This is a genomic window from Streptomyces sp. NPDC048696, from assembly GCF_043198895.1.
Classification (GTDB): domain Bacteria; phylum Actinomycetota; class Actinomycetes; order Streptomycetales; family Streptomycetaceae; genus Streptomyces.
Map to the genome: position 1 here is coordinate 34,599 of NZ_JBICVJ010000024.1, position 24,497 is coordinate 59,095.

24 protein-coding genes and 1 pseudogene are annotated in these 24,497 nt (G+C 71.7%); 15 read left to right on the top strand and 10 right to left on the bottom strand.

Annotated features, from left to right (window positions below; genetic code table 11):
- Positions 1-19: 19 nt before the first annotated feature.
- The 5 genes and pseudogenes from ACGFRG_RS33490 to ACGFRG_RS33510 form a co-directional block, all read left to right on the top strand.
- Positions 20-706: pseudogene (locus ACGFRG_RS33490) on the top strand (polysaccharide deacetylase family protein); the annotation flags it as partial.
- Between the two features lie 191 nt (positions 707-897).
- On the top strand, positions 898-2,085 hold the full coding sequence (locus tag ACGFRG_RS33495) for a glycosyltransferase (protein WP_361428477.1): 1,188 nt from the start codon (positions 898-900) through the stop codon (positions 2,083-2,085).
- Entirely contained in the window at positions 2,082-2,792 is a 711-nt protein-coding gene (locus tag ACGFRG_RS33500) for a YveK family protein (protein WP_393270116.1), read from the top strand. The genes ACGFRG_RS33495 and ACGFRG_RS33500 overlap by 4 nt, the downstream gene beginning before the upstream one ends.
- Entirely contained in the window at positions 2,789-3,982 is a 1,194-nt protein-coding gene (locus tag ACGFRG_RS33505; RefSeq protein WP_393270119.1) for a GNAT family N-acetyltransferase, read from the top strand. Before ACGFRG_RS33500 ends, ACGFRG_RS33505 begins: the two co-directional genes overlap by 4 nt.
- Positions 3,983-4,153: 171 nt before the next feature.
- Positions 4,154-4,693 carry an RICIN domain-containing protein gene (locus ACGFRG_RS33510; protein ID WP_361428471.1) on the top strand — a complete coding sequence of 180 codons (540 nt, stop codon included), beginning with the start codon at positions 4,154-4,156 and terminating at the stop codon, positions 4,691-4,693.
- Between the two features lie 158 nt (positions 4,694-4,851).
- Here the strand turns inward: ACGFRG_RS33510 and ACGFRG_RS33515 are convergent, their stop codons facing one another.
- Entirely contained in the window at positions 4,852-6,201 is a 1,350-nt protein-coding gene (locus ACGFRG_RS33515) for a glycoside hydrolase family 26 protein (protein WP_393270122.1), read from the bottom strand.
- A gap of 140 nt (positions 6,202-6,341) precedes the next feature.
- On the opposite strand from ACGFRG_RS33515, the gene ACGFRG_RS33520 reads away from it, so the two are divergent.
- Complete coding sequence (locus ACGFRG_RS33520; protein ID WP_393270124.1) at positions 6,342-7,610, top strand: ATP-grasp domain-containing protein; 1,269 nt, start codon at positions 6,342-6,344, stop codon at positions 7,608-7,610.
- Here the strand turns inward: ACGFRG_RS33520 and ACGFRG_RS33525 are convergent.
- The 3 genes from ACGFRG_RS33525 to ACGFRG_RS33535 all read right to left on the bottom strand — a co-directional run bounded on the left by ACGFRG_RS33525 (position 7,571) and on the right by ACGFRG_RS33535 (position 10,130).
- On the bottom strand, positions 7,571-9,055 hold the full coding sequence (locus ACGFRG_RS33525) for a chaplin family protein (RefSeq protein ID WP_393270127.1): 1,485 nt from the start codon (positions 9,053-9,055) through the stop codon (positions 7,571-7,573). The two genes, ACGFRG_RS33520 and ACGFRG_RS33525, sit on opposite strands and share 40 nt — an antisense overlap.
- A 103-nt stretch (positions 9,056-9,158) precedes the next feature.
- Complete coding sequence (locus ACGFRG_RS33530; protein ID WP_361428463.1) at positions 9,159-9,392, bottom strand: chaplin; 234 nt, start codon at positions 9,390-9,392, stop codon at positions 9,159-9,161.
- 324 nt (positions 9,393-9,716) lie between these two features.
- Positions 9,717-10,130 (bottom strand): rodlin, encoded by a 414-nt coding sequence (locus ACGFRG_RS33535; protein WP_361428461.1) that lies wholly within the window; start codon positions 10,128-10,130, stop codon positions 9,717-9,719.
- Positions 10,131-10,442: 312 nt separating this feature from the next.
- On the opposite strand from ACGFRG_RS33535, the gene ACGFRG_RS33540 reads away from it, so the two are divergent.
- Complete coding sequence (locus tag ACGFRG_RS33540) at positions 10,443-10,769, top strand: hypothetical protein (RefSeq protein WP_361428459.1); 327 nt, start codon at positions 10,443-10,445, stop codon at positions 10,767-10,769.
- Positions 10,770-10,960: 191 nt separating this feature from the next.
- Positions 10,961-11,374 (top strand): rodlin, encoded by a 414-nt coding sequence (locus tag ACGFRG_RS33545; RefSeq protein ID WP_361428457.1) that lies wholly within the window; start codon positions 10,961-10,963, stop codon positions 11,372-11,374.
- A 113-nt stretch (positions 11,375-11,487) separates the two neighbouring features.
- Here the strand turns inward: ACGFRG_RS33545 and ACGFRG_RS33550 are convergent, their stop codons facing one another.
- Positions 11,488-11,703 (bottom strand): hypothetical protein, encoded by a 216-nt coding sequence (locus tag ACGFRG_RS33550; RefSeq protein ID WP_361428455.1) that lies wholly within the window; start codon positions 11,701-11,703, stop codon positions 11,488-11,490.
- 179 nt (positions 11,704-11,882) lie between these two features.
- Between ACGFRG_RS33550 and ACGFRG_RS33555 the strand changes: the two genes are divergently transcribed.
- Positions 11,883-12,293 carry a rodlin gene (locus tag ACGFRG_RS33555; protein ID WP_393270132.1) on the top strand — a complete coding sequence of 137 codons (411 nt, stop codon included), beginning with the start codon at positions 11,883-11,885 and terminating at the stop codon, positions 12,291-12,293.
- 214 nt (positions 12,294-12,507) lie between these two features.
- A complete protein-coding gene (locus ACGFRG_RS33560; RefSeq protein ID WP_393270135.1) occupies positions 12,508-12,984 on the top strand; it encodes a carboxymuconolactone decarboxylase family protein in 477 nt (158 codons plus the stop codon).
- 41 nt (positions 12,985-13,025) lie between these two features.
- Here the strand turns inward: ACGFRG_RS33560 and ACGFRG_RS33565 are convergent, their stop codons facing one another.
- The 4 genes from ACGFRG_RS33565 to ACGFRG_RS33580 form a co-directional block, all read right to left on the bottom strand.
- Positions 13,026-13,427 (bottom strand): DUF6009 family protein, encoded by a 402-nt coding sequence (locus tag ACGFRG_RS33565; protein ID WP_067157137.1) that lies wholly within the window; start codon positions 13,425-13,427, stop codon positions 13,026-13,028.
- Positions 13,424-14,995, bottom strand: coding sequence for a phage/plasmid primase, P4 family (locus tag ACGFRG_RS33570; RefSeq protein ID WP_393270139.1), 1,572 nt, complete (start codon positions 14,993-14,995; stop codon positions 13,424-13,426). Before ACGFRG_RS33570 ends, ACGFRG_RS33565 begins: the two co-directional genes overlap by 4 nt.
- Positions 14,992-16,038: a bifunctional DNA primase/polymerase gene (locus tag ACGFRG_RS33575; protein ID WP_393270142.1), complete on the bottom strand. Its 1,047-nt coding sequence runs from the start codon at positions 16,036-16,038 to the stop codon at positions 14,992-14,994. The genes ACGFRG_RS33570 and ACGFRG_RS33575 overlap by 4 nt, the downstream gene beginning before the upstream one ends.
- Positions 16,039-17,414: 1,376 nt before the next feature.
- Positions 17,415-18,449, bottom strand: a complete 1,035-nt coding sequence (locus ACGFRG_RS33580; RefSeq protein ID WP_393270144.1) for a hypothetical protein — start codon at positions 18,447-18,449, stop codon at positions 17,415-17,417.
- Between the two features lie 219 nt (positions 18,450-18,668).
- Between ACGFRG_RS33580 and ACGFRG_RS33585 the strand changes: the two genes are divergently transcribed.
- Positions 18,669-19,553, top strand: coding sequence for a helix-turn-helix domain-containing protein (locus ACGFRG_RS33585; RefSeq protein WP_393270146.1), 885 nt, complete (start codon positions 18,669-18,671; stop codon positions 19,551-19,553).
- Positions 19,550-19,780, top strand: a complete 231-nt coding sequence (locus tag ACGFRG_RS33590; RefSeq protein ID WP_361428444.1) for a hypothetical protein — start codon at positions 19,550-19,552, stop codon at positions 19,778-19,780. Before ACGFRG_RS33585 ends, ACGFRG_RS33590 begins: the two co-directional genes overlap by 4 nt.
- A 141-nt stretch (positions 19,781-19,921) precedes the next feature.
- Here ACGFRG_RS33590 and ACGFRG_RS33595 read toward each other — a convergent pair whose 3' ends face one another.
- Positions 19,922-20,821: a sigma-70 family RNA polymerase sigma factor gene (locus ACGFRG_RS33595; RefSeq protein ID WP_393270149.1), complete on the bottom strand. Its 900-nt coding sequence runs from the start codon at positions 20,819-20,821 to the stop codon at positions 19,922-19,924.
- Between the two features lie 103 nt (positions 20,822-20,924).
- Here ACGFRG_RS33595 and ACGFRG_RS33600 point away from each other — a divergent pair, with 103 nt between their 5' ends.
- The 3 genes from ACGFRG_RS33600 (at position 20,925) to ACGFRG_RS33610 (ending at position 24,357) form a co-directional block, all read left to right on the top strand.
- The gene (locus tag ACGFRG_RS33600) at positions 20,925-21,362 is read left to right on the top strand and encodes a carboxymuconolactone decarboxylase family protein (RefSeq protein WP_393270193.1); all 438 of its coding nucleotides are present in this window, start codon (positions 20,925-20,927) and stop codon (positions 21,360-21,362) included.
- Between the two features lie 488 nt (positions 21,363-21,850).
- Positions 21,851-23,101, top strand: coding sequence for a ParA family protein (locus tag ACGFRG_RS33605; RefSeq protein ID WP_361428440.1), 1,251 nt, complete (start codon positions 21,851-21,853; stop codon positions 23,099-23,101).
- Entirely contained in the window at positions 23,098-24,357 is a 1,260-nt protein-coding gene (locus ACGFRG_RS33610) for a ParB/RepB/Spo0J family partition protein (protein WP_393270153.1), read from the top strand. Before ACGFRG_RS33605 ends, ACGFRG_RS33610 begins: the two co-directional genes overlap by 4 nt.
- Positions 24,358-24,497 lie beyond the last annotated feature (140 nt).

Here is a 24,497-nt window from a genome sequence, read left to right on the forward strand (position 1 = left end):
CCCTCCGCTCTGGGTCGCGATGTACCACTCGGTCGGCGCCCGCGAGCGCCCCGGCGACGACGACCCGTACAACATCACGGTCACTCCCCCGCGCCTGGAGCGGCAACTGCGCTGGCTGCGGGCGCGCGGGCTGCTCGGCGTCGGCATGGCCCGGCTGCTGCGGGCCCGCGCGGCGGGCGGCGGCAGCAAGCTGGTCGGGCTGACCTTCGACGACGGGTACGCCGACTTCACCGAGCACGCGCTGCCGCTGCTGCGCCGCTACGACTGCACCGCCACCCTGTTCGCCCTGCCCGGGCGCCTGGGCGGCACCAACGAGTGGGACCCGCTCGGCCCGCGCCGCCCGCTCCTCGACGAGGCGGGCATCCGGCGGGCGCTGACCTGGGGCATGGAGATCGGCTCGCACGGCCTGCTCCACACCGACCTGACCACCGCCGACGACGACACCCTTCGCCGCGAGACCGAGGAGAGCCGCGCCCTGCTGTGCGCGCTGACCGGCCGGGACGTGCTGGGCTTCTGCTACCCGTACGGAACGGTCGACCAGCGCGCCATGGACGCCGTGCGCGCGGCCGGTTACCGCTACGCGTGCGCGATCGACCCCGGCCCCCTGACCGGCCGTTACGCCCTGCCTCGCGTCCACATCGGTGACAACGACACCAGCTTGCGGCTGCACCTGAAACGCCGCCTGCACCGCTGGCGCCGCCGCCCGCCGGGGGACGGCCCGGGGGCGGGCTTCGTCCCCGAGGACCGGTCGGGGGTGCTGGGGGCGCAACGGGGGCCGCGGCCGTCGGAGACCACGGCTGGGACTGCGGCCGGGAGTACGCCCGGGAGTAGGCCCGAACGCCCGGCCGACGGCGGTCCCGTACAGCCGTCACCGCCTCCACCTCCGGAGGCGACGTCGTGAAGGTCCTCCACGTCATCACCGGACTCGGGATCGGCGGCGCCGAGCAGCAGTTGCGGCTGATGCTGCGTCATCTGCCCGCCGGGGCCGAGGTGGTGACGCTCACCAACCCGGGCGCGGTGGCCGAGGGCCTGGCCGCCGACGGCGTCCCCGTCCACCACCTCGGCATGTCCGGCAACCGCGACCTCGGCGCACTCCCCCGCCTGACCCGGCTGATCCGCCGGGGCGAGTACGACCTGGTCCACACCCACCTCTACCGCGCCTGCCTGTACGGGCGGGCGGCGGCCCGGCTCGCGGGCGTACGGGCGGTCGTGGCCACCGAGCACTCGCTGGGCGCCACCACCATCGAGGGCCGCCCGCTGGGCGCCGGGGTGCGCGCGCTGTATCTGGCGGCCGAACGCCTGGGCACCGCCACGGTCGCCGTCTCGGCGACGATCGCCCGGCGGCTGCGGGAGTGGGGCGTACCGGCCCACCGCATCCACGTCGTCCCCAACGCCGTCGACGCGGCCCGCTTCCGCTTCGACCCGCTGCTGCGGACCCGGGCGCGCGCGCTGCTCGGGCTGCCCCGGGACGGGTTCGTGATCGGGGGCGTGGGCCGCCTGGTGGCGGGCAAGCGGTTCGAGGTCCTGGTGCGGGCACTGCCCCACCTCCCGGACGCCCGGCTGCTGTTGGTGGGCGGCGGCGAGCGGGAACCGGCGCTGCGGGCCCTGGCCGGGCAGCTCGGCGTGGCGGACCGGGTGTGCTTCGCGGGCGAGTGCGCGTACGGGGGCGATCCGGCGGGCGAGGGCTCCTTGACCCTCGCGGGGCTGCTCGCCGCGATGGACGTCCTCGCCTCCCCGTCCGCCGACGAGTCGTTCGGGCTCGCGGTCGTGGAGGCGCTGGCGGCGGGTCTTCCGGTGGTCTACGTGACGTGCCCGGCCGTCGACGACCTGCCGCCCGGCGACGCCCCGGGCGCGGTGCGCACCGACGAGGCGTCCTTCGCGCGGGCGCTGCGCCGCGTGCGGGAGAGCGGGTGCGCGCGGCTGCCCGTGCCCCCGGCGGTGGAGCACTACACGGTCGCGGCCTCGGCGGCCCGCCTGAGCGCGGTGTACGAGGCGGCGCTGCATCGCTCGGTCGGCAGGCACGTCACATCAGGAGTTTCAGGAGTATCGGAAGAATCGGGAGTATCAGGAGTGAGCGTTCGATGAGCGAATCCCCCAGCCCCTGGCGCCGGGCGCGGTCGTCCATGGCGTCCGTGGCGTCCGTGGCGTCCATGGGCACCCACCGCGCCCGGCCGCTGCCCCGGTGGTGGCCGCTGCCCGCGTGCGCGCTGCTCGGCACGGTGGTGGGCGGTGTGTACGGGCTGGTGCGCCCACCGGAGTACAGCGCGACCAGCTATGTCGTGGTGACGCCCACCGGAAAGTCGGACCCGGCCACCGCCCTCGGCTTCGCCCAGGCGTACGGGCGGGTCGCGACCCAGGTCGCGGTGATCGGGGACGCGCAGGCGTGGGCGGGGGTGCCGGCCGAGACGATCCGCCGCGACGTGCAGACGGCGACGTCGCCGGACGCGCCGATGATCGCGATCACGGGCAGCTCGCGGCGCCCGGATCAGGCGGCGGACATCGCCAACGCGGTGGCCCGCGCGCTGACGCTGAACGGCCGTCACACCGAGGCCAGCACCGGCGTGCGCCTGGTCCAGTTCTCGCGCGCGGCCCGGCCCGTGGACCCGTCGTCGGCGCCCGCGTCCCTGACGGCCCTGGTCGGCGGCTGCGCCGGGGGCCTGACGGGCGCTCTGGTCCTGCTCGTACGGCGGCGCCCGGGCAGGAAGGAGCAGCCCGCTCCCGTACCGTCCCCGGCGGGGCGGGCACCGGCGGCGGAGCTGACGGCGGCGCGGCCGGGGGGCGGCGCGCAGTGACGGTCGTGGGGGAAGCCCGGGTTGCGCACGACCGCTCCTCCTTCTCGGTGGAAGTCTGTACGGAGGCGGGCCGGTTCGGGGCGCTGGCCCCCGAGTGGGGGCGGCTGCACGCCCGCTGCCGCACGGCGACCCCGTTCCAGAGCCACGCCTGGCTGCACTCGTGGTGGCTGTCGTACGGCGTGAACGGCCGCCTGCGCGTGGTCCTGGTGCGCCGGGACGGCGAACTGGTGGCGGCGGCCCCCCTGATGCTGACGTACCGCCCCTTCCGGGTCCTGGTCCCCCTGGGCGGCCGGATCTCGGACTACAAGGACGTACTCCTCGACGACACATGCGTGCCGGAGGCGGCGCACGCCCTGGTGACGGCGGTACGGGAGACGGCCGGGGGCGCGCTGGTGGACCTGCGGGAGGTACGCCCGGGAGGCGCGGCGGAACTCCTGCACGCGCACTGGCCGGGCGCGCGGGCGACCCTGCCGGACTCGACCTGCCTGGAACTGCCCGCCGCTCCCATGGACGACCTCCTGACCCGCCTCGCCGCCAACCGCGCGCAGCGCGTACGCGCGAAGCTCCGCAAGATCGACGCGCTCGGGGTGGCCGAGCGCCCGGTACCGGTGGCGGAGGTCCCCACGACGCTGGAGGCGCTGCTGTCCCTGCACCGGATGCAGTGGCGCGGCCGGGGGGTGACCCCCGAACACGTACGCCCCCGCTTCGCCGACCATCTGACGCGTTCCGTACGGCAGATGGTGGCGCGGGGGGAGGCGGTGGTGACGGAGTTCCGCCTGGAGGACAAGGTGGTGGCGGTGGACCTGACCCTGCGCGCCCCGTCCCTGACCGGCGCGTACCTGTACGGCGCGCACCCCGGCCTGCGCGCCCGCAAGGTGGACGTGGCCGCGCTGCTGCTCCGGGCGTGCACCCGCAACGCCGTGTCCACCCCGCCGGCCCCGTCGGGCTCGCAAACCCCTTCAGCCCCGTCGACCCCGTCGGCTTCTTCGGTGCTGAGCCTGCTGCGCGGCAACGAACCGTACAAACACCACTGGCGCCCGACCCCCGCCCTCAACCACCGCTACTTGCTGGCCCGGCGCAGCCGGTGGACGCCGCTGGTGTGGTGGTGCGTGGGGTACGCGGGGGTACGGGGGCGGGTCGCGGGGGGTGTGCGGCGGCTGCGGGGGTGGCGGGGTGGTGAGGCGCGTTGATCGACGCGTTCCGCACCGGACCCGCTTGCCGTCGGCTGTCGGCATCGGCGTCGCTGTTGGTCCGCGCACGGCGCGTACGCCGTGTGAGCGGGATGTTAGCCGGTTGTTGGAAGGCGCCGTCAGTATCTTCGTGCGGGTCGAAGGGCGGCCCGCTCAATGACGGGGGAATCCATGCGCATCCTCAAGACCGCGGCCATGACCGCATCGGCTCTGGCACTGACCGCCGGGGCGGCGCTCTCCACGGCGGGGACGGCCTCGGCCACCTCGACCAACGAGTTCGTCAACCAGAACGGCAACCACTGCCTGGCCATCGACATGTCCATGGAGTACCAGGTTCTCGGGATCCTGTGGACCTGCAACCACAACCCCGACCAGCAGTGGCGCGTCGCGGACTACAAGGGCAGCGACGGCGGCGGTGACTACTACGAGATCAAGAACGGCTACGGCCAGTGTCTCGGCACCTGGGAGGGGGCGACGGACAACGGTACGAGGATCTCGGGCTGGGACTGCAACGGCAACGCCGACCAGCAGTGGTACATCGACAGGGTGTCGAGCGACCCCCGGTACTCCAGCATCCGCAGCCACGCCGCCTACAAGAACAACAGCAACAAGTGCATCGGCGCCCTGAACGGCGCCGTCGACAGTGGCACCCCGGTCATCCTGTGGGACTGCAACGGCCACAGCGACCAGAACTGGATGCGGGTCGGCTGACCCGTACTCGGCTGACCCATGCCCAGCCGTCACCTGCGGATCGGGCCCGCCCCACCCGCCCCTGGTCCGGGGCGGGTGGGGCGGGCCCTCGCGGATTTCCGCGGAACGACCCAGGTGGCGGGCGTTCGCGGATCTCCGTGATCACAGCAGCTGAGTGTCTACCTCCTGCGCGAGTACCAGTCGAACCGCAGGCACAGCTTGCCGCCGAGCCAGTACTCGACCCAGTCGCCGAGGTCCACCGGCTGGCAGTTCGGCGGCGGGAGTTTGCCGGTCGGGGGCGTGGTCGGAGGGACGGCGGGCGGGACCACGGGCGGGGTCGCCGGGATGGCCGGGGTTGCCGGGGGTGTCACCACGGGCGGCGTGACCGGCGGCATCACCGGCGGTGTCACCGGTGGCGTGACCGGCGGCTTCGTCGGGGTTGTGGGGACCGGCAGCGGTGTCGGGTCCGTGCGGCCGAACAGGATCGACTTGTAGACCTGCGACGCCTTCGGGTTCGCCGCGCAACTCCAGACCCCGTGCGGGCAGTAGTCCGTGATCGTGTTGTAGAGCGGCTTGTGCGCGTCCATCCAGTTCAGCATGCGGCGCATGTATTCGGGGTTGTCGCCGTTGCGGAACAGGCCCCATTCGGGATACGAGATCTGCTTTTTGTGGGCGGCCGCGAAGTCCACCTGCTGCTGCAGCCCGTACGGTTCCTGGATCTGTTCGTCGAACTTCCGGCCCGGCGGCTGGTCGTACGAATCCATGCCGATGATGTCGACCACGTCGTCACCGGGATAGCATTCTGTCCACGGAACGGCGTCCCGCCCCCGGCTCGGTGCGAAATCGAAGCGGAATTTCTGGCCGGGCACCGCGCGCATCGCGGTGACGGCCCGCCGCCAGTATTTCTTCCAGGCCTCCGGGTCGGGTCCGCAGCGATGGGTGTACGTGGTGCCGTTCATCTCCCAGCCGAGCACGATCACCGTGTCCGGGATGTTCAGTGCCACCAGGCGTTCGGCGAGTGCCGTGAAATGCCGGTCGAAGCGGCCTTGCTGGCCCGATCGCAGCAGACGCCGCACCGCGTTGTCGGAGAGGTTGTCCTCGTTGGCCGCCTGCATGGGGACGTTGAGGACGAAAAGCCGGTCGGCGCGCGCCCGGCGCCAGGCGGCCCAGCTCTCCAGGAATCGGGCGCGGCCCTCGATGTCCGACCAGCTCTCGCCGGGCAGATAGGTGTGACCCACTCTCAGTTCCGCTCCCCCGAGCCACTTCTCCAGTTCGCCCATCCGCTGGACGCCCCGGTCGTCGGACTCCAGGAACGCGCCGAACCACGTGGTGGAGGGGTGCACAGGGCCGGGGCCGACGCCGCCGGTGGGGTCCGGGGCGCGGTGCGGCGGGGCGACGGCGAGGCAGGAGACGAGGGCGCCGGCCGCGAGGACCGAGCACGCCACTTTGTACGTCGCCGTGGCCGGCCGGCGCTTTTGCCGGTGCTTGGCGTGGCGCTGCTTCGTGTGGCGGTGCTTCCCCTGGCGCATGTCCACTCCTTGGTGCCGAATCACTCCCCATACTCGATATACCCAGTGGGAAAATATTGTTATTGCGCTGATTGGGAAGATAATCCGTTCGGGTAACCGAGGAAGGGGTGACGTAGGGAATGGTGAGGATGCCTCATTCCGTGCCCGCGCTCGATCGCCGCGTCCCCGCCGTCCTTCTGAGGATCGATCAGAACCCGTTCCATCACGGCACCCTGGGAGCCGTCCGTTCGCTCGGACGGGCGGGGGTCGACGTGCATGTCGTGGCCGAATCCGCGTCAAGTCCCATCGCCCGCTCGCGATATCTGCGCCCGGGCCGCATTCACCCGCCCCCGCGCGGCCGTACGGACGACGATGTGACGGACGACGACGTCCTGGCCTCGCTGGTCCGCGTATCGGACCTCATCGGCCGGGGCCGACCGGCCGTACTCATTCCCATGGACGATCTCGGCGCCCTCGCCGTGGCCCGGCTGCGCGAACGGATCGGCGGCCGTTTTCTGCTTCCGGAGCAGCGGGCCGACATCGTCGAATCAGTTGCCGACAAGGCGGAACTGGCCCGCCTTTGCGCGGCGTACGGCATCGCGCATCCGACGACCGTCATTCCCGGGAGCGCGGAGGAAGCTGTGGCCGCTGTCGCGGAGCTCGGGCTGCCCGTGGTCGCCAAGTGGAGTCGGCCGTGGCTGCTTCCGCACGGCTCGGGGCTGCGCAGTACGACGCTGGTGCGCTCGGCGCGCGAGGTGGGCGCGCTGTACGCCCGGCGGCGGACGGCGGGCAGTGCGCTGCTGTTGCAGCGGTTCCTGCCCGCCGGGCCCGGCCGGGACTGGTTCTTCCACGGGTGCGCGGGCCGCGATGGCACGCTCCTCGCGGGCGGGGTCGGCCGCAAGGACCGCGCCTGGCCCGCCGAGGCGGGGCTGACGGCCGTCGGCCGCTGGGTGCCCAACCCGGCCGTCGAGGCGAGCGCCCGCCGCCTGATCGCCGCCGTCGGCTACCGGGGCATCGCCGACCTCGACTTCCGCCTGGAGGCGGCGACGGGCGCGTACCACCTGCTGGACTTCAACCCCCGCCCCGGCGCCCAGTTCCGCCTGTTCACCGACCGCTCGGGGCTCGACGTCGTGCGCGCGCTGCATCTGGACCTGACGGGCCGCCAGGAAGGGGCGGGCGGGGCGGCGGCTGTGGGCCGCCTTTTCGTCGTCGAGAACTACGCGTTGCTGTCCCTGCTGACGACGGGCGGACGGCCGGGCCGCGGCGACCGTGTCGGCGCCACCGAGGGCGCCTGGTTCGCCCTGGACGACCCGGCGCCCGCGCTCGCCATGAGCGCGGGCTGGGGCCTGCACGCGGTACGCAAGGGCCTCACCGCGTTCGTACGGTCGTCTCAGCGGCGGGCGGACGCGGCCGCCGTGCCCCGGCGGTAGAGGATCCCGCCGCCGATCAGCAGCCCGGCGGCGGCCGCGGTGGCCGCGCCGAGCAGGTCGGCGTCCCCGCCGGTCGCGGCGAGCTGCGGCCGCGCGGGCGCCGCCGCGACCGGCGGCTGAGCCGCGGGCTTGGCGTGCCGGGGACCGCTGTGCGGCATGGACTCGCGTACGTGCTCCCGCACGTGCGACGGCATCGCCCGGGGCGCGGGCGGCGCCATGGCGGGGCGCGGCGTCACGGTCGGCGTCACCGGCTGAACGGGCGTCACCGGGTGCGCCGGGGGCGCCTGCTCGTGGCGCGGCGGGACCGTGACCGGCGGGGTGACCACGGGCGGCTTGGCCGCCGGGGGCTGCGGCGCGGGCGGCGTCGGGGTCGCCGGGCGGTGGTGCACGGGCGGCTGGGGGGCCGGGATGCGCATCGGAGGGGCGAGGTGGACGGGGGGCGCGTGGTGCGTCGGCGGTGCGGTGTGGTGCGCGGGCGGAACGTGGTGCACCGGCGGGGCGGTGTGCTGTACCGGCGGGGTCGCGTGGTGCGCCGGAGGCATGAGCGGCGGCGCGTGCGTCACGTGGTGGTGGACGACCGGGCGGTGCGGCTTCGGCGCGTGCGGCATGGGCGGCGCGGGCCGGGTCGGCGGCTTGGCGACCGGGGGCTTGGCGACCGGCGGGTGTGCCGCCGGGGGCTGGGGTGCCGGGGTCGGCGGGGGCGTCGGGGCGTGGGCCCGCTGCACGGGGTGCGGGGGCGCGTCGTGGTGCGCGGCGTTCTCCGTGCTCGCGCACTGGTTGCCGAACGCGGGGTTCAGCAGCCCGATGAGGTCGACCGTGTTGCCGCACAGGTTCACCGGCGCCTTCACGGGCGCCTGGGCCGCGTTGCCGGACAGCACGCCCGGGGAGCCGTGGACGTCCGCGTGCGTCGTCCCGGACCCGGAGGGGGCGCGGTGGTGGCGCTCGGAGCCGTATTCGCGCTCCTGACCGTAGTCATCGTGGCGACGGCGCTCCTCGCCGTAGTGGTGGCGATGGTGGCGGCCCTCGCCGTACTCGCGGTCCTCGTCGTACGACCGCTCGGAGCCGTAGTCCCCGTCCTCGTCGTCCCCGTACGAGGAGCGCTCGTCACGGTCCGAGTCGCGGTAGGACTCGCGGGACGACTCGTAGCGCTCCCGCCGGTCGTCGCGGTCATACCGGTCGTGGCGCTCGTGCCGTCCCGACTCGTGCTCGCCGTGCGAACACCCGTTGCCGAACGACGGGTTGAGCGCGCCCACCGGGTCCACCGTGTTGCCGCACACGTTCACCGGGACTTCGAGCGGCGCCTGAATGGAGTTGCCGGACAGGACACCTGGCGATTCCCCGTTCTCGGAATTCACCTCGGCCGCATGAGCGCCGGCGCCGCTCATGGAGAGAACACTGGTGGCCGCCATGGCCGTGAACAGTGTCTTGGTGATGACCTGTCGCAATGCAATGCCTTCCTGATCCTGCTCACGGTCCCGGTCGGGGTACCGGCTTCGGGATATGCCGCCGCACGTCCCGAAGCCGGCGGGAGAAATCCGTAGTGCGTTGTCAGTCGTTCTGGCAGTGGTTGCCGAACGCCGGGTTCAGCAGCGCGATGATGTCGACCGTGTTGCCGCACACGTTGATGGGGACGTGGACCGGGACCTGGATGACGTTGCCCGACAGGACGCCCGGGGAGCCTTCGGCCTCGCCGCGCGCGTTGGCGTCGGCGAGGGCCGGCGTGGCCGCGCCCGCCGCCATGACGAGGCCGGCCAGGACGGTGGCAGTCTTCCTGTACTTCACTTGTTTCTCTTTCCTTTGAGAAAGGCCATCGCAACGAATTGTTGCGCGCGGCGCGCACCGGAGAGGCACCGCTGACGAATTGGTAACGATCGCGCCCGGTAAAGGAAACCAGCGGCGGGGCGTACGCCGTGTATTCACTCGCTTGGCACTCGGTCGGGCCAGGTGCACCACACACGCGTAACCGGTGAAGAAATGAAACTGCCGGCACCTCGGGAAACGAGGTGCCGGCAGCCCGGTCGCTCAGAGCCTCGGCGTCGTGCCCGGCGGGCACAAACCCCGGCAGGGCTGGAATCAGCCGCCGACAGAAACAGCCGTCGCCACAGATCAGCTGCCGACGGCGCCGTTCCCGGACAGGACCGGGATGTTGGAGAGGATGTGCGACAGCGGCTCGTCGCCCTTGGCCTGCGTGGAGTTCTCGGTGCACTGCTGGTTCTGCGGGGCCGAGAGGATCGGCACGTCCTGGACAGCCGTGACCGGGATGAGACCGACGACCGAACCGACGTTCGCCTTGACCGGCAGGCCGACGCAGGGCTTGTTGAGCGTGCCCTGGACCAGGCCCAGCTGCGGGCTCATGTCACCCTCGGTCTTCTGGTTGCCGAAGGCCTGCTTGGCGTTGTTGCCGCTGAACGACGTCGTGCCGTTGTCGTTGCCGATGGCCATGGCCTGGGGGGCGGTGACGGCCGCGGCACCGACGATGGACGCGGTGACCGCCGTAGCCGCCATAACCTTCTTGATCACGGGGGTGTTCCTTTTCTGGAGAGAGGAGTTCACGCGTTTACTGCACTCCGATCAACTGCCTTGGCGGGGTTTAGTTATGCCCATTCACCCGATCGGTGGGGAACCGAATTCAGGGTGTCGCGCGGCGCGCCACGGGGGCGAACACTTGCAGGCCGTTTATCATTCCGTTTCGTTTCTCCGGAGCTCTCCAGGGCTCCGCACAGCGGTAGCGGGATGACAACGGGAGGCCCTTTGAAGCGCGCGAGCGCGGCTGACGCGGGGGTCGGCAGACGCCGGCGCCGCGGTTTCTGGAGCGACCGGGAGCTCAGGCTGGTGGACCGCCTGGCGGCCCTGCACACCCAGCTCGACGCCCTGCACCAGGAGCGCGCCGCCCTGATCTCCTATGTGGCGCGGCTGCACGGCGGCGATGTCACCTCGGAGCGTACGGGCTGGTCACTGGTGCATGTGCACACGGCGGCGGGCCGGCTGTCGTGGCGGGTCGCGCCGGACGACTGGCATCTGTTCGCGGGCCTCGGCGACCGCCCGGCCCCGGCCCCCGCCGACCAGATCCCCCCGCTGCGCACGGCCGAGACCAACACCCGGCTGTCCTTCCTGCATCTGCACCGGCGCCCCAACATGGCGGCGGCGAAACGCGGTTGACGTCCGCGCCGCGGCCCGCGCCGCGCCTCTCCCCCTCGCCCGTCTGTCCGGTAAAGCCGGGGCGCCCGCGATATCGGCCGTACGGGTGACAGCGGGAAACCAAAGCGCGACAAGTCAGTTGACCAGATAGCTCCGACAGCTCCGTCCGGGGCATCCACTCCGGGCGGGGCATCCATGAGGAAGGGACCAGAGTGTTCAAGAAGGCTATGGCGGCAGTTGCCGTTTCCGCGTCGGTCGTGGGAGTTTCCGCGGCCGCGGCGCCCCAGGCCCTGGCCATCGGGAACGACAACGGGACCACCACGTTCAGCGGCAACGGCGCGATGCAGGCGTACGGCAATTCCTCCACGTACGGCAATATGAGCCCGCAGTTCGCGCTCATCCAGGGCTCTTTCAACAAGCCCTGTATCGCGCTTCCGGCGAAGGCGAACATCGGCTCGGTCGTCGGTGCCATTCCGGTCACCGCCGTCCAGGACGTGCCGATCCTCTCGGCCCCGCAGAACCAGCAGTGCACCGAGAACTCGACCCAGGCCAAGGGCGACGAGCCGCTCTCGCACATCCTCGACAACATCCCCGTCCTGTCCGGCAACGGCTCCCGCCACAGCTGACGGACCACGGCTGACGCACGCCATCGGGACCACAGGGCCGGATCACCGCTGTTCACACACGGTGGTCCGGCCCTTTCCCGTACGCAGGCAACGTACGCGGTACGTACGGTCGTTCAGGCGGGCCAGCAGGGGCGGGTGATCACGGCCGTCCACTCGCGGTCGGGGCGGCCCGGCAGGGTGCGGCCCTGGGCGGCCCAGGCGGCGGCGAGCTCCTGGTAGATCGGCGGTTCCGGCGCCACTGGCGCGGGCGCGGCGGACTCCGTGCGGCTCGCGGGGCGGCTGGCGGGGATGAACGCCTGTCTGTGCCAGGCGCGTTCGGGCTCCGTCATGTGTGTTCACCTCGCGATCCGGCGGACAGATGTCTTCACCCATACCGTGCGGCACGCCGGTTATGGGGCTGAATGAGCCATCCGGGCTATTCCTCCCCGTCCTGAGCAACCAGCGCCCGGTCCACCCGTTGATCGTTGCAGATCTCCGTCAGTGGAGTCGGACTCATAGAGGAGCCAACATGCAGAAGTTGTGGTCGGCCGCGGCCGTCGCCGCAGCCGTCTCCGGTGTCACGATCATGGTGGCGCCGGCGGCCCTGGCCATCGGGAACGACGGCGGGACCACGTCGTTCAGCGGGAACGACGCCGAGCAGAAGTTCGGCAACGCGGCCACCAAGGGGGACATGAGCCCGCAGCTCGGTACCGTCCAGGGCTCCCTCAACAAGCTCTGCCTCGGCGTTCCGGTAAAGGTGAACGTGGGTTCGGTCGTCGGCGCCATCCCGGTCACGGCCATCCAGGACGTGCCGATCCTCTCCGCCCCGCAGAACCAGCAGTGCACCGAGAACTCCACGCAGGCCAAGGGCGACGAGCCGATTTCGCACGTGCTCGACAACATCCCGGTGCTGTCCGGGAACGGCGCCAAAAACAGCTGAGCCCCGCCGCGTCCACCGGGTCGGCGCACCTCCCCGCCGGGGGTGCGCCGACCCGGTTGTGTCTCACCCGGGGCTCTCTGGTCCTGTTCTGTCCTGCCCCATCCTGTTCTGCCGTACGGGGGCGTCTTCTGGGAGCGTCTTGTGTCGTACGAGGGCGTCCCGTTTGCCGTACTGGCTCGTTGGGCTTCGTGAGATGAGCACAAGGAGGCACCGCATGACCGCGCCGACGACGACACGCCCGTCCCGGATGCGCAACCCCGCCGTGGTGATCCCCACCGCGATGCGCCCGCTCCTGGACATCTTCGAGGCCGCCAAGAAGGGCGGGGTGGCGCAACGCACCCTGGAGCTGGTCCATCTGCGGGCCAGCCAGATCAACGGGTGCGGCTACTGCGTGCACGGCGGTGTGGCCAGTGCCAAGAAGGCGGGCGAGAGCGACGAGCGGCTGCACGCGGTGGCCGCCTGGCGCGAGGCGGTGTGCTTCACCGCGCCCGAGCGGGCGGCGCTCGCCCTCACCGAGGCCGCGACGCGCCTGGCGGATCGCCCCGATCCGGTGCCGGACGCCGTCTGGGACGAGGCGGCCCGCCACTACGACGAGACGCAGCTCGCCGCGCTGACCCTGATGATCGCCCTGACGAACCTGTTCAACCGGTTGAACGCGACGACGCGGCAGCCGGCGGGCGCGACCTGGTGACGAGGGCCGTCGACGCGTCCCCTTGACCTCTCCCCTTGACCTCAGAGCGGCAGCGTTATCCCGAGCTCGCGCATCGCCGAGGACGGCGGCCCGCCCTCCGAGCGCTCGGTCTTGCGGCCCTTGCTGCCCGGGGCGAGCGTGCGCGGGTCGATGGCCTCGGCCGGGGCGCCCGTCGCGTACAGGCCGTCCGGCTCGCTGTCGCGGTCGTGCGGCAGGACCCAGAAGACGCGGCGGCGCCAGGTGCCGGAGGAGGGGGACGCCTTGGCCTTGGGGCCGAGCAGCGCGTAGCCGACCATGCGGCCGTCGCGGTGGTAGGCGGGCTTGCTGCGCCGCGTCGGCAGCCGGTCCAGGCTCTGGCGCACGTAGTCGAGCACGGAGATGTCCTCCAGCCAGACCAGCTCGGTCTCGTGGCTGATCTCGTCGTCGGTGATCAGGGAGCTCATGCCCTCTCCTCGTCGGCGAGCAGTCCGATGCCCGGGTAGTACTTCCGCGAATTGGACAAGATCATCTCCTTGGGCGAGGCCAGCCCGACCAGTTCGCGTGCGCGCGCGGCGAACGCGCGGGAGGTGATGACGGGTGCCCCCTCATTCTGACACCAGGCCCGGTACGCGGCGTAGAGGCGGGTCTGCTCCGCCCGGTGGTCGGGGTGCAGGGCGCAGCTCTCCTCGAAGAAGCGCCCGGTGTGGTCCTCGGTCTCCGCGTACACGGTCGTGGCGATCCGTACCCGCTCGGGGCCGGTGAGGTCCTTGTCGCCGCCCAGGTAGCGGCGGGCGCCGTCGATGAGCCAGTTGAGGATGCCGGGGCCCTCCTCGGTGACCAGGACGTCCGCCAGGTTGTCGATCTTGCGCTCGTCGGAGACGACCCGTTCGAACGGAATCAGCCGCATACGGCGCCAGAAGGCGAAGCCGCCGGTGCCGACCTCGGGGCGGTGGTTGCCGAGCAGCCAGAGCTTGTGGGTGGGCTGGAAGCTGAAGAAGTCCTGGCGCATCCGGCGCGCCTTGATGCGGTCGCCGCCGGTGAGCAGCTTGACGCGGGCCTCGTCGAACTTGTCGCCGGGCTTGACCTCGGAGCACACGATGACGCGGCGCCCGTGCAGTTCGGCGAGGTCGGTGGGGTGGCCCTCGAAGGGCCGGGCCATCAGGAAACCGGGGGGCCCGGCGTCGGCGTAGTCGCCGAGCAGCTTCATCACCACATCCAGAAGTACCGATTTGCCATTCTTGCCCGATCCGAACAGGAACGGCATGATCTGCCCGCCGACGTCCCCGGTGATCGAGTAGCCGAGCAGCAGATGCAGGAACGCGATCATCTCCGCGGATTCCTGGTCCTCGCCGAACGTGTCGGTCAGGAACCGGTTCCAGCGGGGGGTGGCCATCTGGCGGGGCCCGGTCGAGGTCGAGCGGGAGTGGAAGTCCTTGTTGGGGTCGGGGGTGCGCACCAGGCCGGTGCGCAGGTCGACGATCCCGGCGGGGGTGCACAGCGCGTACGGGTCGGCGTCGAGCAGGGAGGCGTTGAGCACCATGCCGGGGGCCGAACGCGCCTGCGCGAGCATCGCGTTCATCCCGGAGGTCGACAGGGCGCGGCGGCGGTGCTGCTGGAGCGCCTGGACGGTGTAGAGGCCGCGCGGGTCGGTGGCGGCGATGTTCTCGGCCAGGTCCCCGGCCGCCCACATCACGGTGTCGTCCTCGTCGAGCTGCCAGCGCGTGGTGTCCCAGCGGTACCAGCCCAGGCCCGGGACATGGCGGTAGTCGTCGGCGAAGAGCCTTACGAACAGCTTGGCGTTGCCCCGGTCGGTGAGCGTGTCGGGCAGCAGCCCGGCCTCGGTGGCCCCGGGCGCGTGCGTACGGGCCTCGGAGCCGCCCTGGGCGGGCAGCACGGCCCCTCCGGGGTCGGGGGCCTTGGTGTGCCCCGTGGGGGCCGTACGGGCCGTGTGCGCCAGGATCTGCGAGGCGACCGTCTGCGGGTCGAAGTCGAACAGCACGTTGTCGTTGCTGCCGTTGCCGGAGGCGGTCACGGGCGGCTCCGCAGCTGGAGGGGACGGCGGGAGCCGGCGGCCATGCCGCTGCGGACCACCGCGGCCGAGCGGCGGTCCTGGCCGGGCCGGGCGTACTCGGCGGCCTCCAGCAGGCCCCGCTCGGCGGCCTCCTCGGTGAGGTACCCGGCGGCCACCAGACCGCCCACGGTGTACGCGGCCCGGTTCAGCTTGTCCGTGAAGCCCGCGCCCTCGGGAACCGAGGCGCAGTCGGCGACTTCGGCCAGGGCGGTGGCGAGGACCCGGGTGGCCTGGTCGCGTCCGCCGCCCGCCGCGATGACGGCCTGCCGGGCACGGGAGGGCGCCATGGGGCGTACGAGCCGCTGTGCGGCCTCCTGGGCGTCCCGCAGGTGCCCCGTGCGCTCCAGCTCCGCCGCGAGCCAGGAGGGCAGCACAGCGGGCTCCTTGGCCCCTTCCAGGGGGGTGTAGGTCCCGGCGGGGGTCACGGTGCCGGGCGCGACGATGTAGCCGCCGTGCGCCCGTACGTCGACCTGCCAGGCCAGCGAACTGCCGCCGCCCGACCCGACGGAGGAGTGCCAGCGGCGCCCGTCGGGGGCGGCCCGGTACCAGACGTGCAGCCCGCCCGAGGGGGTGCGCACACGCAGCGTGGAGGCGTCGTCGGCGGGGCTGGGGTGCCCGCGCAGGGCGGCCAGGACGGCGAGGGTGTGGAAGCCGTTGGACAGTCCGCGCAGGTCGACTTCGGGGTGGATCGGGATGCCCGGCAGGAGCAGGTCCCGGGCGGGCGGCGGCTTGTCGTGGTCGTCGACGTCGATGACGACCAGGCCCGCGGGGCCGCACGCGACGCCGACGCCGAGTCCGGGGTGCGCGCCCCACCACATGCCGATGCGCTCGGGGTCGACGGTCGCGGCGTGGAAGCCGTGGCACCAACGGCCCGCGTCGACGCAGGCGCAGACCTCCCGGCGGTGGCCCGGCAGGCGGCAGTCCGCGCAGTTGGCGACGGGGGTCTTGCGGCCCGGCGAGAGCGGGTGGACCGGCCAGCCCCGGGAGGCACACCAGCGGGCCATGACCAGCGGCGGTGCGGGGGCAGCGGCGGGGTCGCCCGGCGGGGGGGCAGCGACTGAAGGCGCAGCGAGCGGCGGTGCGGGGGCCGGAGGTTGTGCCGAGGCCGGGTGCGCAGGGGCTGACTGGTCTGAGTCGCTGCGCGGAAAACGCAGCTCAGCAGTCATGCGGTTCCCCTACTCAGCGACTGAAGCGACTCAACGACGGACATAGGTTAGCGAAGCTTCGGGGCTGGGGAGCGCAGGCCCACGCAAAAGCCGGTGCCCGTGTCGATGATGGGACAGTCGGCGCCGCCCGGTGCGGGAGTTGACCCGGGGGGCGTCGGGGGCGGTGCCGGGTCAAAGGCGTTGGCCCGGCAGGCGCGGAGGCGGGGCTGTGGCCGGGCCCGGTGGAGCGACCGAAGACCCAGCGACCGAAGACCAGCGACTCAACTCGGATCCAGCGACCGAAGTTTTTTCAGTCGCTGTGCTTCGTGCTGCACAAAACCGCAGGTCACAGGCTTGCGGAAGATCAATCAGCGACTCAAAGCGACTGAATCACTCTATCTATGAGTCGCACGCGCACATGAGCCAGAACGCCATATCCCCGAGGAATACTGCAGCCTGAGTCGCTTCAGTCGCTGATTGTCTGACGAAACATCATCTGACCTGCGGTTTTCTGGCAGCGACTGAACAGCTACCGAACTTTCCCGGGTAGCTGCGTTCAGTCGCTGGCCCTCCTGGAGCCCCGGAAGCCGTCACTCCCGGGCCCCGAATCAGCGACCGAACGCCTCGGAAGCGACCGAACGGCAGCGACTGAACCCGCCCGGGCCGCCCCCCGGCTGAGCTACCGAAGCGACTCAAGCGACCGACCGCCGCACCTGCTCCCCCGACTGGTCCGGGACACGCCAAGAACTCCGGGCCTCAGTCGCTTGAGTCGCTTCGGTAGCTGCTACGCCCGCTGGACGGCCCGTCACCGGGCCCCGTTTCCCGCCGGGGACACCAGGGCGCTCACCAGCGCGCTCACCCAGAAGATTTCGGGCGACCGTCCGCGCCGGGACACGGGGGCGGGACGGGCGCCGGGCACGCCTGCGCCGGCCACGGGAGTTGCCGAGACTCGGCAGCGTCCGGGCGCCCCGGCTCGGGCACCCGGCCCCGCGCGATGCCCGGCAGGACCTGACGGCAGGCCCCGCACTGCCGGTTCTGGCATGCGCACGGATGGCAGTCCCCCGTGACAGCGGACGTACGGACCGGAGTCGCCCCAGGCTGCGGGGTGTTTCCGGTCGGCCGGGCTCAGCATGCAACACAGCCGACCGGGTTTTCTCCCGATGATTTTTCCGCCGAAAAACCGGTTGGCTGGTCCGTGGCTTCTCAACTTCCGCACGCGCCACGGCGTCCCCGGCTCACTCCTCCTCGATCAGCCGCTCCGCCGACAGCGCCCAGCAGTACGTGAGTTCCGCGAGCGTCGAGACCTGCCACAGTTCGCGCAGCTTGCCGATCTCCTTGGACAGGGTGCGCAGCCCGATGCCGAGGCGCTGGGCGGTGATCCGCTGCTCGATGCCCGCGGCCGTGTCCCGCAAGATCTCCCGCTGGAGCCGGGTCGTACGGGCCCCGGCGGCCACGTCCGAGGGGCGCGGGTCGCCGTGCCAGATCTCGGCCCGCCGCCACTCCTGGTCGAAGCCCTCCGCCATGTACGCGACGGCCGCCCGGTCCAGGACGTGCCAGGCGGCGTGGCTGGGCACCGAGTTCACGATGTGGTCGGAGATGAAGGCGGTGCGCCGGTCGACGATGATGCACCGCTGGAACGGACCGCTGAGGGTACGGAACTGGGCGCCCCGGCCGGTCATCACCCGGGCCCACTCCCGGGTCGCCTCGTCGTCGCGCAGGCTGTCGCGGTACAGCGTGCGCACACTCACCCCGCGCTCCAGCGCCCGGCTGTCCCGGTCCATCGCGAGGCCCAGCATCTCCCTGCCGCGCGGCTCGCCGGGCTGGGCCGTCAGCAGCTCGCTCTGCGCCTGGCTGATCGCTTGCTCGATCCGGGCGTTGACCAGACCCGGCTCGGTCAGGAACTCCGAGCCCCGCCCCGAGCGCCACTTGGCCCGCTCGAAGTGCACGCTCAGCTCGTCCGCGTCCTCCGGTATCGCCGCCATCCGGGCCGCCCGGGCCGCCATCTCCCGCAGATCCGCGTCCAGTTGCCGCCGGGCCGCCTCCTGCGGGTCCAGGGCCACGGGGATGTCCGGCAGGTCCGGGTCGACGGCCACCAGGCCGCGGGCGCGCAGCTTGGCGAGGACGGGTTCGTCGTGCGGGGTCAGCGGCTCGTGCCGGGTGATCCGCCCGTACAGCTCGACGGCCTCGGGCGGCAGCCGGGCGCTTGTCGGTGGGACCGTCCGCGCCTGTTGTTCGGGATCTCCGGGAAGTCCGGGAATCTCGCTCTCCACCTGGTTCGCCCCCGCCGTGCGGCTGCGTGTGTACGCCGGGCGTACGTACGCAGCCGTAACCGCTTGATCGCTGCATGTCAGACCAGGCAGCGTAACCGGTGGGCCGGTACGGCCCCGTCCGCCCGGCGCCGCTCCCGCACCGGTCACGGCTGAAAACGCTCGCACTGGAGAGCGGTGGCGGCGGTCGGTGTTCGACAGTTCACTGGGGAAACACGATTCATGGACAAGGTTGCGGACAAGGTCGCCCTGGGCGGCCTGTTGCGCGAACGCCGTGCGCTGATCAAGCCCGAGAGCCAGGGACTGCACCGCCCGACCCGCCAGGGCCGCCGCGCCCCCGGCCTCTCGCAGGCGCAGATGGACCAGCTGCTGCACCGCTCCCCCGACACGTACGGGCGCCTGGAGTCCGGCCGTTACGCCAACCCGCCCGCCGACCTCCTGGAGGACGTGGCCCGGCTCCTGGAGATGAACGAGCAGGAGTGGATCGCGCTGTGGCGGTACGGTCTCGGCCAAGATCCTCCGTACCCGCTCAGGCCGCAGTCCGGCGAGGAGATCCCCGGGGTCTGGCAGGAAGCCGTCGACGGCATCGCGCACATGGCGTACGTCCATGACCGCTCCTGGAACCTGCTCGCCTGGAACTCGGCGTTCGCGACGCTCTTCCCCGCGGGCCGCGTCCCGCACAACACCATGCGGTGGATGGCGTTGGACCGGGCCGCGCGCTCGATCCTGATGGACTGGGAGAACGCCTGGGCCCCGCTCGTCCTCCCCCACCTGCGCGGCGCGCTCGCCGCCGACCCGCAGGACGAGACGCTGCGGCAGATAGAAAAGGAAGTCCTCGCGGACCCGGTCACCTCCCCTATATACGACCGCGCCAGCGCCTACATCCACCTCGACGGCGACGAACGCCCCCTGCACCACCTCGCGCTGGGCCCCGGCTGGGTGACGATGTGCGCGGCCCAGCCGATGGCGGCGCCCGGGGCGCGCATGATCATCCTGGTCTTCCACCCCGGCGACCGGCGGCGGCACGCCCGTACGCCGATGCTGCGCGCGGAGGCGGGCCGAGAGCCGAGAACGGATATGAGGGGTGGGACGTTGGGACGACCATGAGCCTTCTCGACTTGTTCCTGCTCCTGGTCTTCGTCTGCTGGACGCTGGTGTCGGTGGCGATGCTCGCCGACTACCGAGGCATGCGGACCTCGTTCAGCCGCTCCCGCGCCCGCAACGACCCGTACGCGATACGCCACCGCAGCAAGATCCTCGTCGCGTTCTCGTGGGGCGGTGTGGTGACGGGGGTGTACGGGATGGTGGGGGTGCTGTACGTGTCGCTGACGTAGAAGTAGGTGTACGGGGTCGGCGGATTATCACGGCGTGATAGGTCGGGAGGCGCGCTCGCCGCGTTGGTGAGCTATCACGCCGTGATAGGCGCGAGCGCGAAGATGATCTATCACGCCGTGATAGCCCGCCCCGCCGACCTATCACGCCGTGATAATCCGGGCGAGCTTCGCCGGGTCGGTGTGGGCCGTGATGTCGGTGATCCTGCCGTCGACGACGGTGAACGCGAGGATCGCGAGCGGGGTGCCGTCCGCGCGCCAGGACACCACTCCCGGCAGGCCGCCCACGAGAGCCGGACGCCCCAGCGCGGCCGCGCTCGCGGACTGCTTCGCGCCCGCGGCGACTTCGGTGGCGCCGAGGGTGACGACCACGCCGGCCGGGGTGTCGACGGTGAAGCGCACCTCGGGGTCGAGCACCCGCAGCAGCCCCTCGAAGTCGCCGTCGCGGGAGGCGGCCAGGAACGCCTGGACCACCGCTCGCTGTTCCGGCCCGGCTCCCGTCGGAGGCTCGGTCGCCTGCACCTTGCGGCGGGCGCGGCTGGCGAGCATCTTGGTGGCGTCGGTGGACTTGCCGAGGATCTTGGCGATCTCGTCGAACGGCACCGCGAACATGTCGTGCAGGACGAACGCCAGCCGTTCGCCCGGCCGCAGCGACTCCAGTACGACGAGCAGCGCGAGCCCGACCGTGTCGGCGAGCACCACGTCGTCCTCGGGGGCGGGCGCGTCGTCGAACGTCACCACCAGTTCGGGCAGCCGGTCCTCGTAGGACGCCACCGGGCGGGACTTGCGCGAGCGCAGGACGTCGAGGCTGATCCGGCCGACCACCGTGGTGAGCCAGCCGGAGAGGTTGTGGATGCTCTCCGCGTCCTGCCGGGAGAGCCGCAGCCATGCCTCCTGGACGACGTCCTCGGCATCGGCGTGCGACCCGAGCATGCGGTACGCGACCGCGCGCAGCCGGTCGCGCTGCGCCTGGAACGCGTCGGCGACCGGGTCGGCGGGGGCTGCCGGGTCGGGCGCCGGGTCCTTCGGGCTGGTGTCGGCCATGGGGTTACCTTCCTCGGAACTGCTCCGTCATGGGTGATGACGGGCCCACAAGGGCGTACGTAACCGACGAAGGAGCAGGACCGTGGAAGCACGTGCGGCACGTATGAAGGGTGTGGCTGGCCCCGACCTGACCACCGCGATCCAGCACCTGCACAAGGCGATCCACGCCGGGGGCGTCGAGCCCCGCCTGCTGGAGCTGGTGCATCTGCGGGCCAGCCAGATCAACGGGTGCAGCCCGTGCGTCCACGCCGGTGTCGCGGCGGCGAAGAAGCACGGCGAGACGGAGGAGCGGCTGCACAGCGTGGTCACCTGGCGCGAGACGCCGTTCTTCACGGACGAGGAGCGGGCGGCGCTGGAGCTGACCGAGGCGGCGACCCGTATCCAGGACGGCGCGCCGGGCGTGACCGACGAGATATGGGACGCGGTCGCCGACCACTTCACCGAGGAGCAGCTGTCCTCGATCGTCCTGGAGGTCGCGATGACCAACTTCTTCAACCGCATCAACCGTACGACCCGGGAGCAGGCGGGCAAGGTCTGGTAGCCGGGGGGCTATCACGGCGTGATAGCTCGGCCGGTGCGGCGATGAGTCGACCTATCACGCCGTGATGGGTCGCCCCCTCCCCTGGCCGACGGCGGCTCGGATTATCACGCCGTGATAGATCATCGACTCCCCCGGCCGACGACTCCCCACCCTGCGGCTCGGATTATCACGGCGTGATAGCTCCGCCCGGGCCGCCGCAGAGCCGCCGAGTTATCACGGCGTGATAGCCCGGCCCGCGCCATCGATCTGCCATCGACCTATCACGGCGTGATAGATCACCCGCTCCCCCGGCCGACGACTCCCCCCTCCGGCCCGGATTATCACGCCGTGATAGATCACCAACGCGCTTCCCGACCTATCACGCCGTGATAACTCCCCTCCCCCACCGGCCACTTTGCCCCGTCTCATCCCGTACGCCCCCATCGCAAGCCAGAAAACTAACGTGTCGGTCCATCAAATGATCTCCGGCGTTAGTACAGTTACTCCCCATGACCTCACCTGTAACCAGAGGCGACCGGGAGAAGGTCGTCTCGAAGCTTCCGCTGCGGCTTCGCCAGGAGTTGAAGATCCGGGCGGCACAGCTCGGCGTCGACATCCAGGAAGCCGTCGAGACCGGCATCACGACGTGGCGCAGCCTCGGTTCGAACCTCTCCCCCATCGACACCTCCGGCGCCGAATCGTTCGCCACCTTCCTGCCCGCCGCCCAGTGGTCCGGCTTCCGGGCCGACTGCAAGGACCGGGGCGTCTCCCTCATCCAGGGCCTCGCCCAGTCCGTACAGGTCTGGCTCGACCACCACCCCGCCCCCGCCGTGCGGCGGCCCGCGATCGTGCGGCGCATCATCGTCTGCAACCAGAAGGGCGGCGTCGGCAAGACCGCGATCACCGCCGGGACCGGCGAGGCGCTGGCCGAGGACCCCGCGGTCCTCATGCCCGTACGCGTCTCGAAGCACTTCGCCGCGCTCATGGAAGAAGGGGACGGCGGCGGCAGCGACCCGCTCGCCCTGGAGGATCTGCCCGGCCTCGGCCAGCGCGTACTGCTCGTCGACTTCGACCCGCAGGGCCACCTCACCAAGCAGCTCGGCCAGGAGCCGCTGCCGATGGGCGGCGACTCGCTCACCAACCACATGGCGGGCGACGCCAAGGGCGAGCTGCGCGAGGTGATCGTCGCCATCGACGAGCAGCGCTTCGGTGACCGGCTCCATCTGCTGCCCGCGTGCACGGACGCGTTCCTCCTCGATGTGCGCCTCGCGTCCGTACGGGCCAGGGAGGCGGCCCTCGAACGGGCCCTGGCCCCGGTGGAATCCGACTACGACGTCATCCTCATCGACTGCCCGCCGAGCCTGGGCCTGAGCATGGACGCGGCCGCGTACTACGGACGCCGCCGCCCCGACGAGGTGCCCGGCAACTCCGGCACGCTCATCGTCGTCCAGGCCGAGGACAGCAGCGCCGACGCGTACGACCTGCTGACGTCGCAGATAGAGGACATGCGCGCCGACCTGGCCCTGGAGCTCGACTACCTCGGGATCGTCGTCAACCACTACGACGCCCGGCGCGGGTACATCGCCACGTCCTCCCTCCAGTCCTGGATGGACATCAAGGACCCGCGGGTCGTCGGTGTCATCGGCGACCTGAAGGAACAGAAGGAAGCGGTACGGGTCAAGCGTCCGCTCCTGTCGTACGCCCCCCGCTGCGACCAGTCCGTCGGACTGCGCGCCCTCGCCCGGGAGATCAGCAAGTGAGCAGCAAGGCCAAGGACCTGGGAGCCGGGTCGTCGTTCGGTCAGGCCCGGGCGGTGTCCGCCCGCCGGGCCGCGATCGGCGCGGCGACCGTCGCCCCGACCGCCGGAGTCCCGGACCCGACGGAACTGCCCGTCGGCCGGATCAGCCAGAACCCCGACAACCCGCGTGAGCAACTGCGCGACCTGGAGGGCCTGGCCGACAGCATCCGCGAGATCGGGCTCGTCAACGCGATCACGGTCGCGTCGGTCGAGGCGTATCTGCTGGAGCGCCCCGAACGCGCCGACGACCTCGACCCGGACACCCGCTACATCGTCATCGACGGCCACCGCCGGCTCGCGGCCGCGCGGCTGGCGGGCGTGGCGGTGGTACGGGTCAGCGTCGACAACGCGCTCGTCTCGACGGACGAGTCGCTGCTGGAGGCGGCGTTCGTCGCGAACGTCCACCGCGACGACATGAACCCGCTGGAGCAGGCGCACGCGCTGAAGAAGCTCGTCGAGTTCTACGGCTCGCAGAGCCGCGCCGCCAAGCGCCTGGGCATCGCCCAGTCGACGATCTCCTCCAAGCTGTCGGTCCTCGACCTCACCCCCGAGCTCCAGGCCGACCTCCTGGAAGGCCGCCGCAAGGTCGAGCACGTACGCAACCTGTCCAAGTACGAGCCGAACGAGCAGCGCGAGCAGGCCGACGCGCGGGCGGCGGCCGCGGAGGAGCGCCGCGAGGCGTCGCGGCAGGCGGGGGAGCGGCTGTCACGGCGTGATAATCCGGCGGCGTCGGCCGACACCGACCTATCACGGCGTGATAGCCCGGCCGCGCCCGATGGGGACCTATCACGGCGTGATAGGTCAGTGGGGGAGGGCGACCTCTCCGGCGACCTATCACGGCGTGATAGCCACGAGCGCGCAGAAGATGATCTATCACGGCGTGATAGCCCGGCGGCGTCGGCTGACGCTGACCTATCACGGCGTGATAGCCCCGCCGCGGCCGATGGTGATCTATCACGGCGTGATAGGTCGGGTGCCGATCCCGTTCCCGATCCCGTTCCCGATCCCGGCAACGACGTGCCCGCCCCCCGGCCCGAGGCCAACTCCGCGCCCGGGGCCCGGCCCGTCGTCAAGATGCCCTGGACCGACGGGGTCGCCTGCGCCGAGATCGCCATCTCGCGGATGACCCCGGCCGAACGCGGCCGGATGCTCGACCGCCTCCAGGCGGAGGCCGACAAGGAGGCGCGCCTCACCGCCGCGCCGGTGAACGCGCGCTGAGCGGGGCCGGATTATCACGGCGTGATAGGCAGCGGCTCCCGCCGGGGGAGTGGCGGACCTATCACGCCGTGATAATCCGAGCCGCCGACGGCCGGGGGAGTGGGTGATCTATCACGCCGTGATAATCCGAGCCGCCCTCG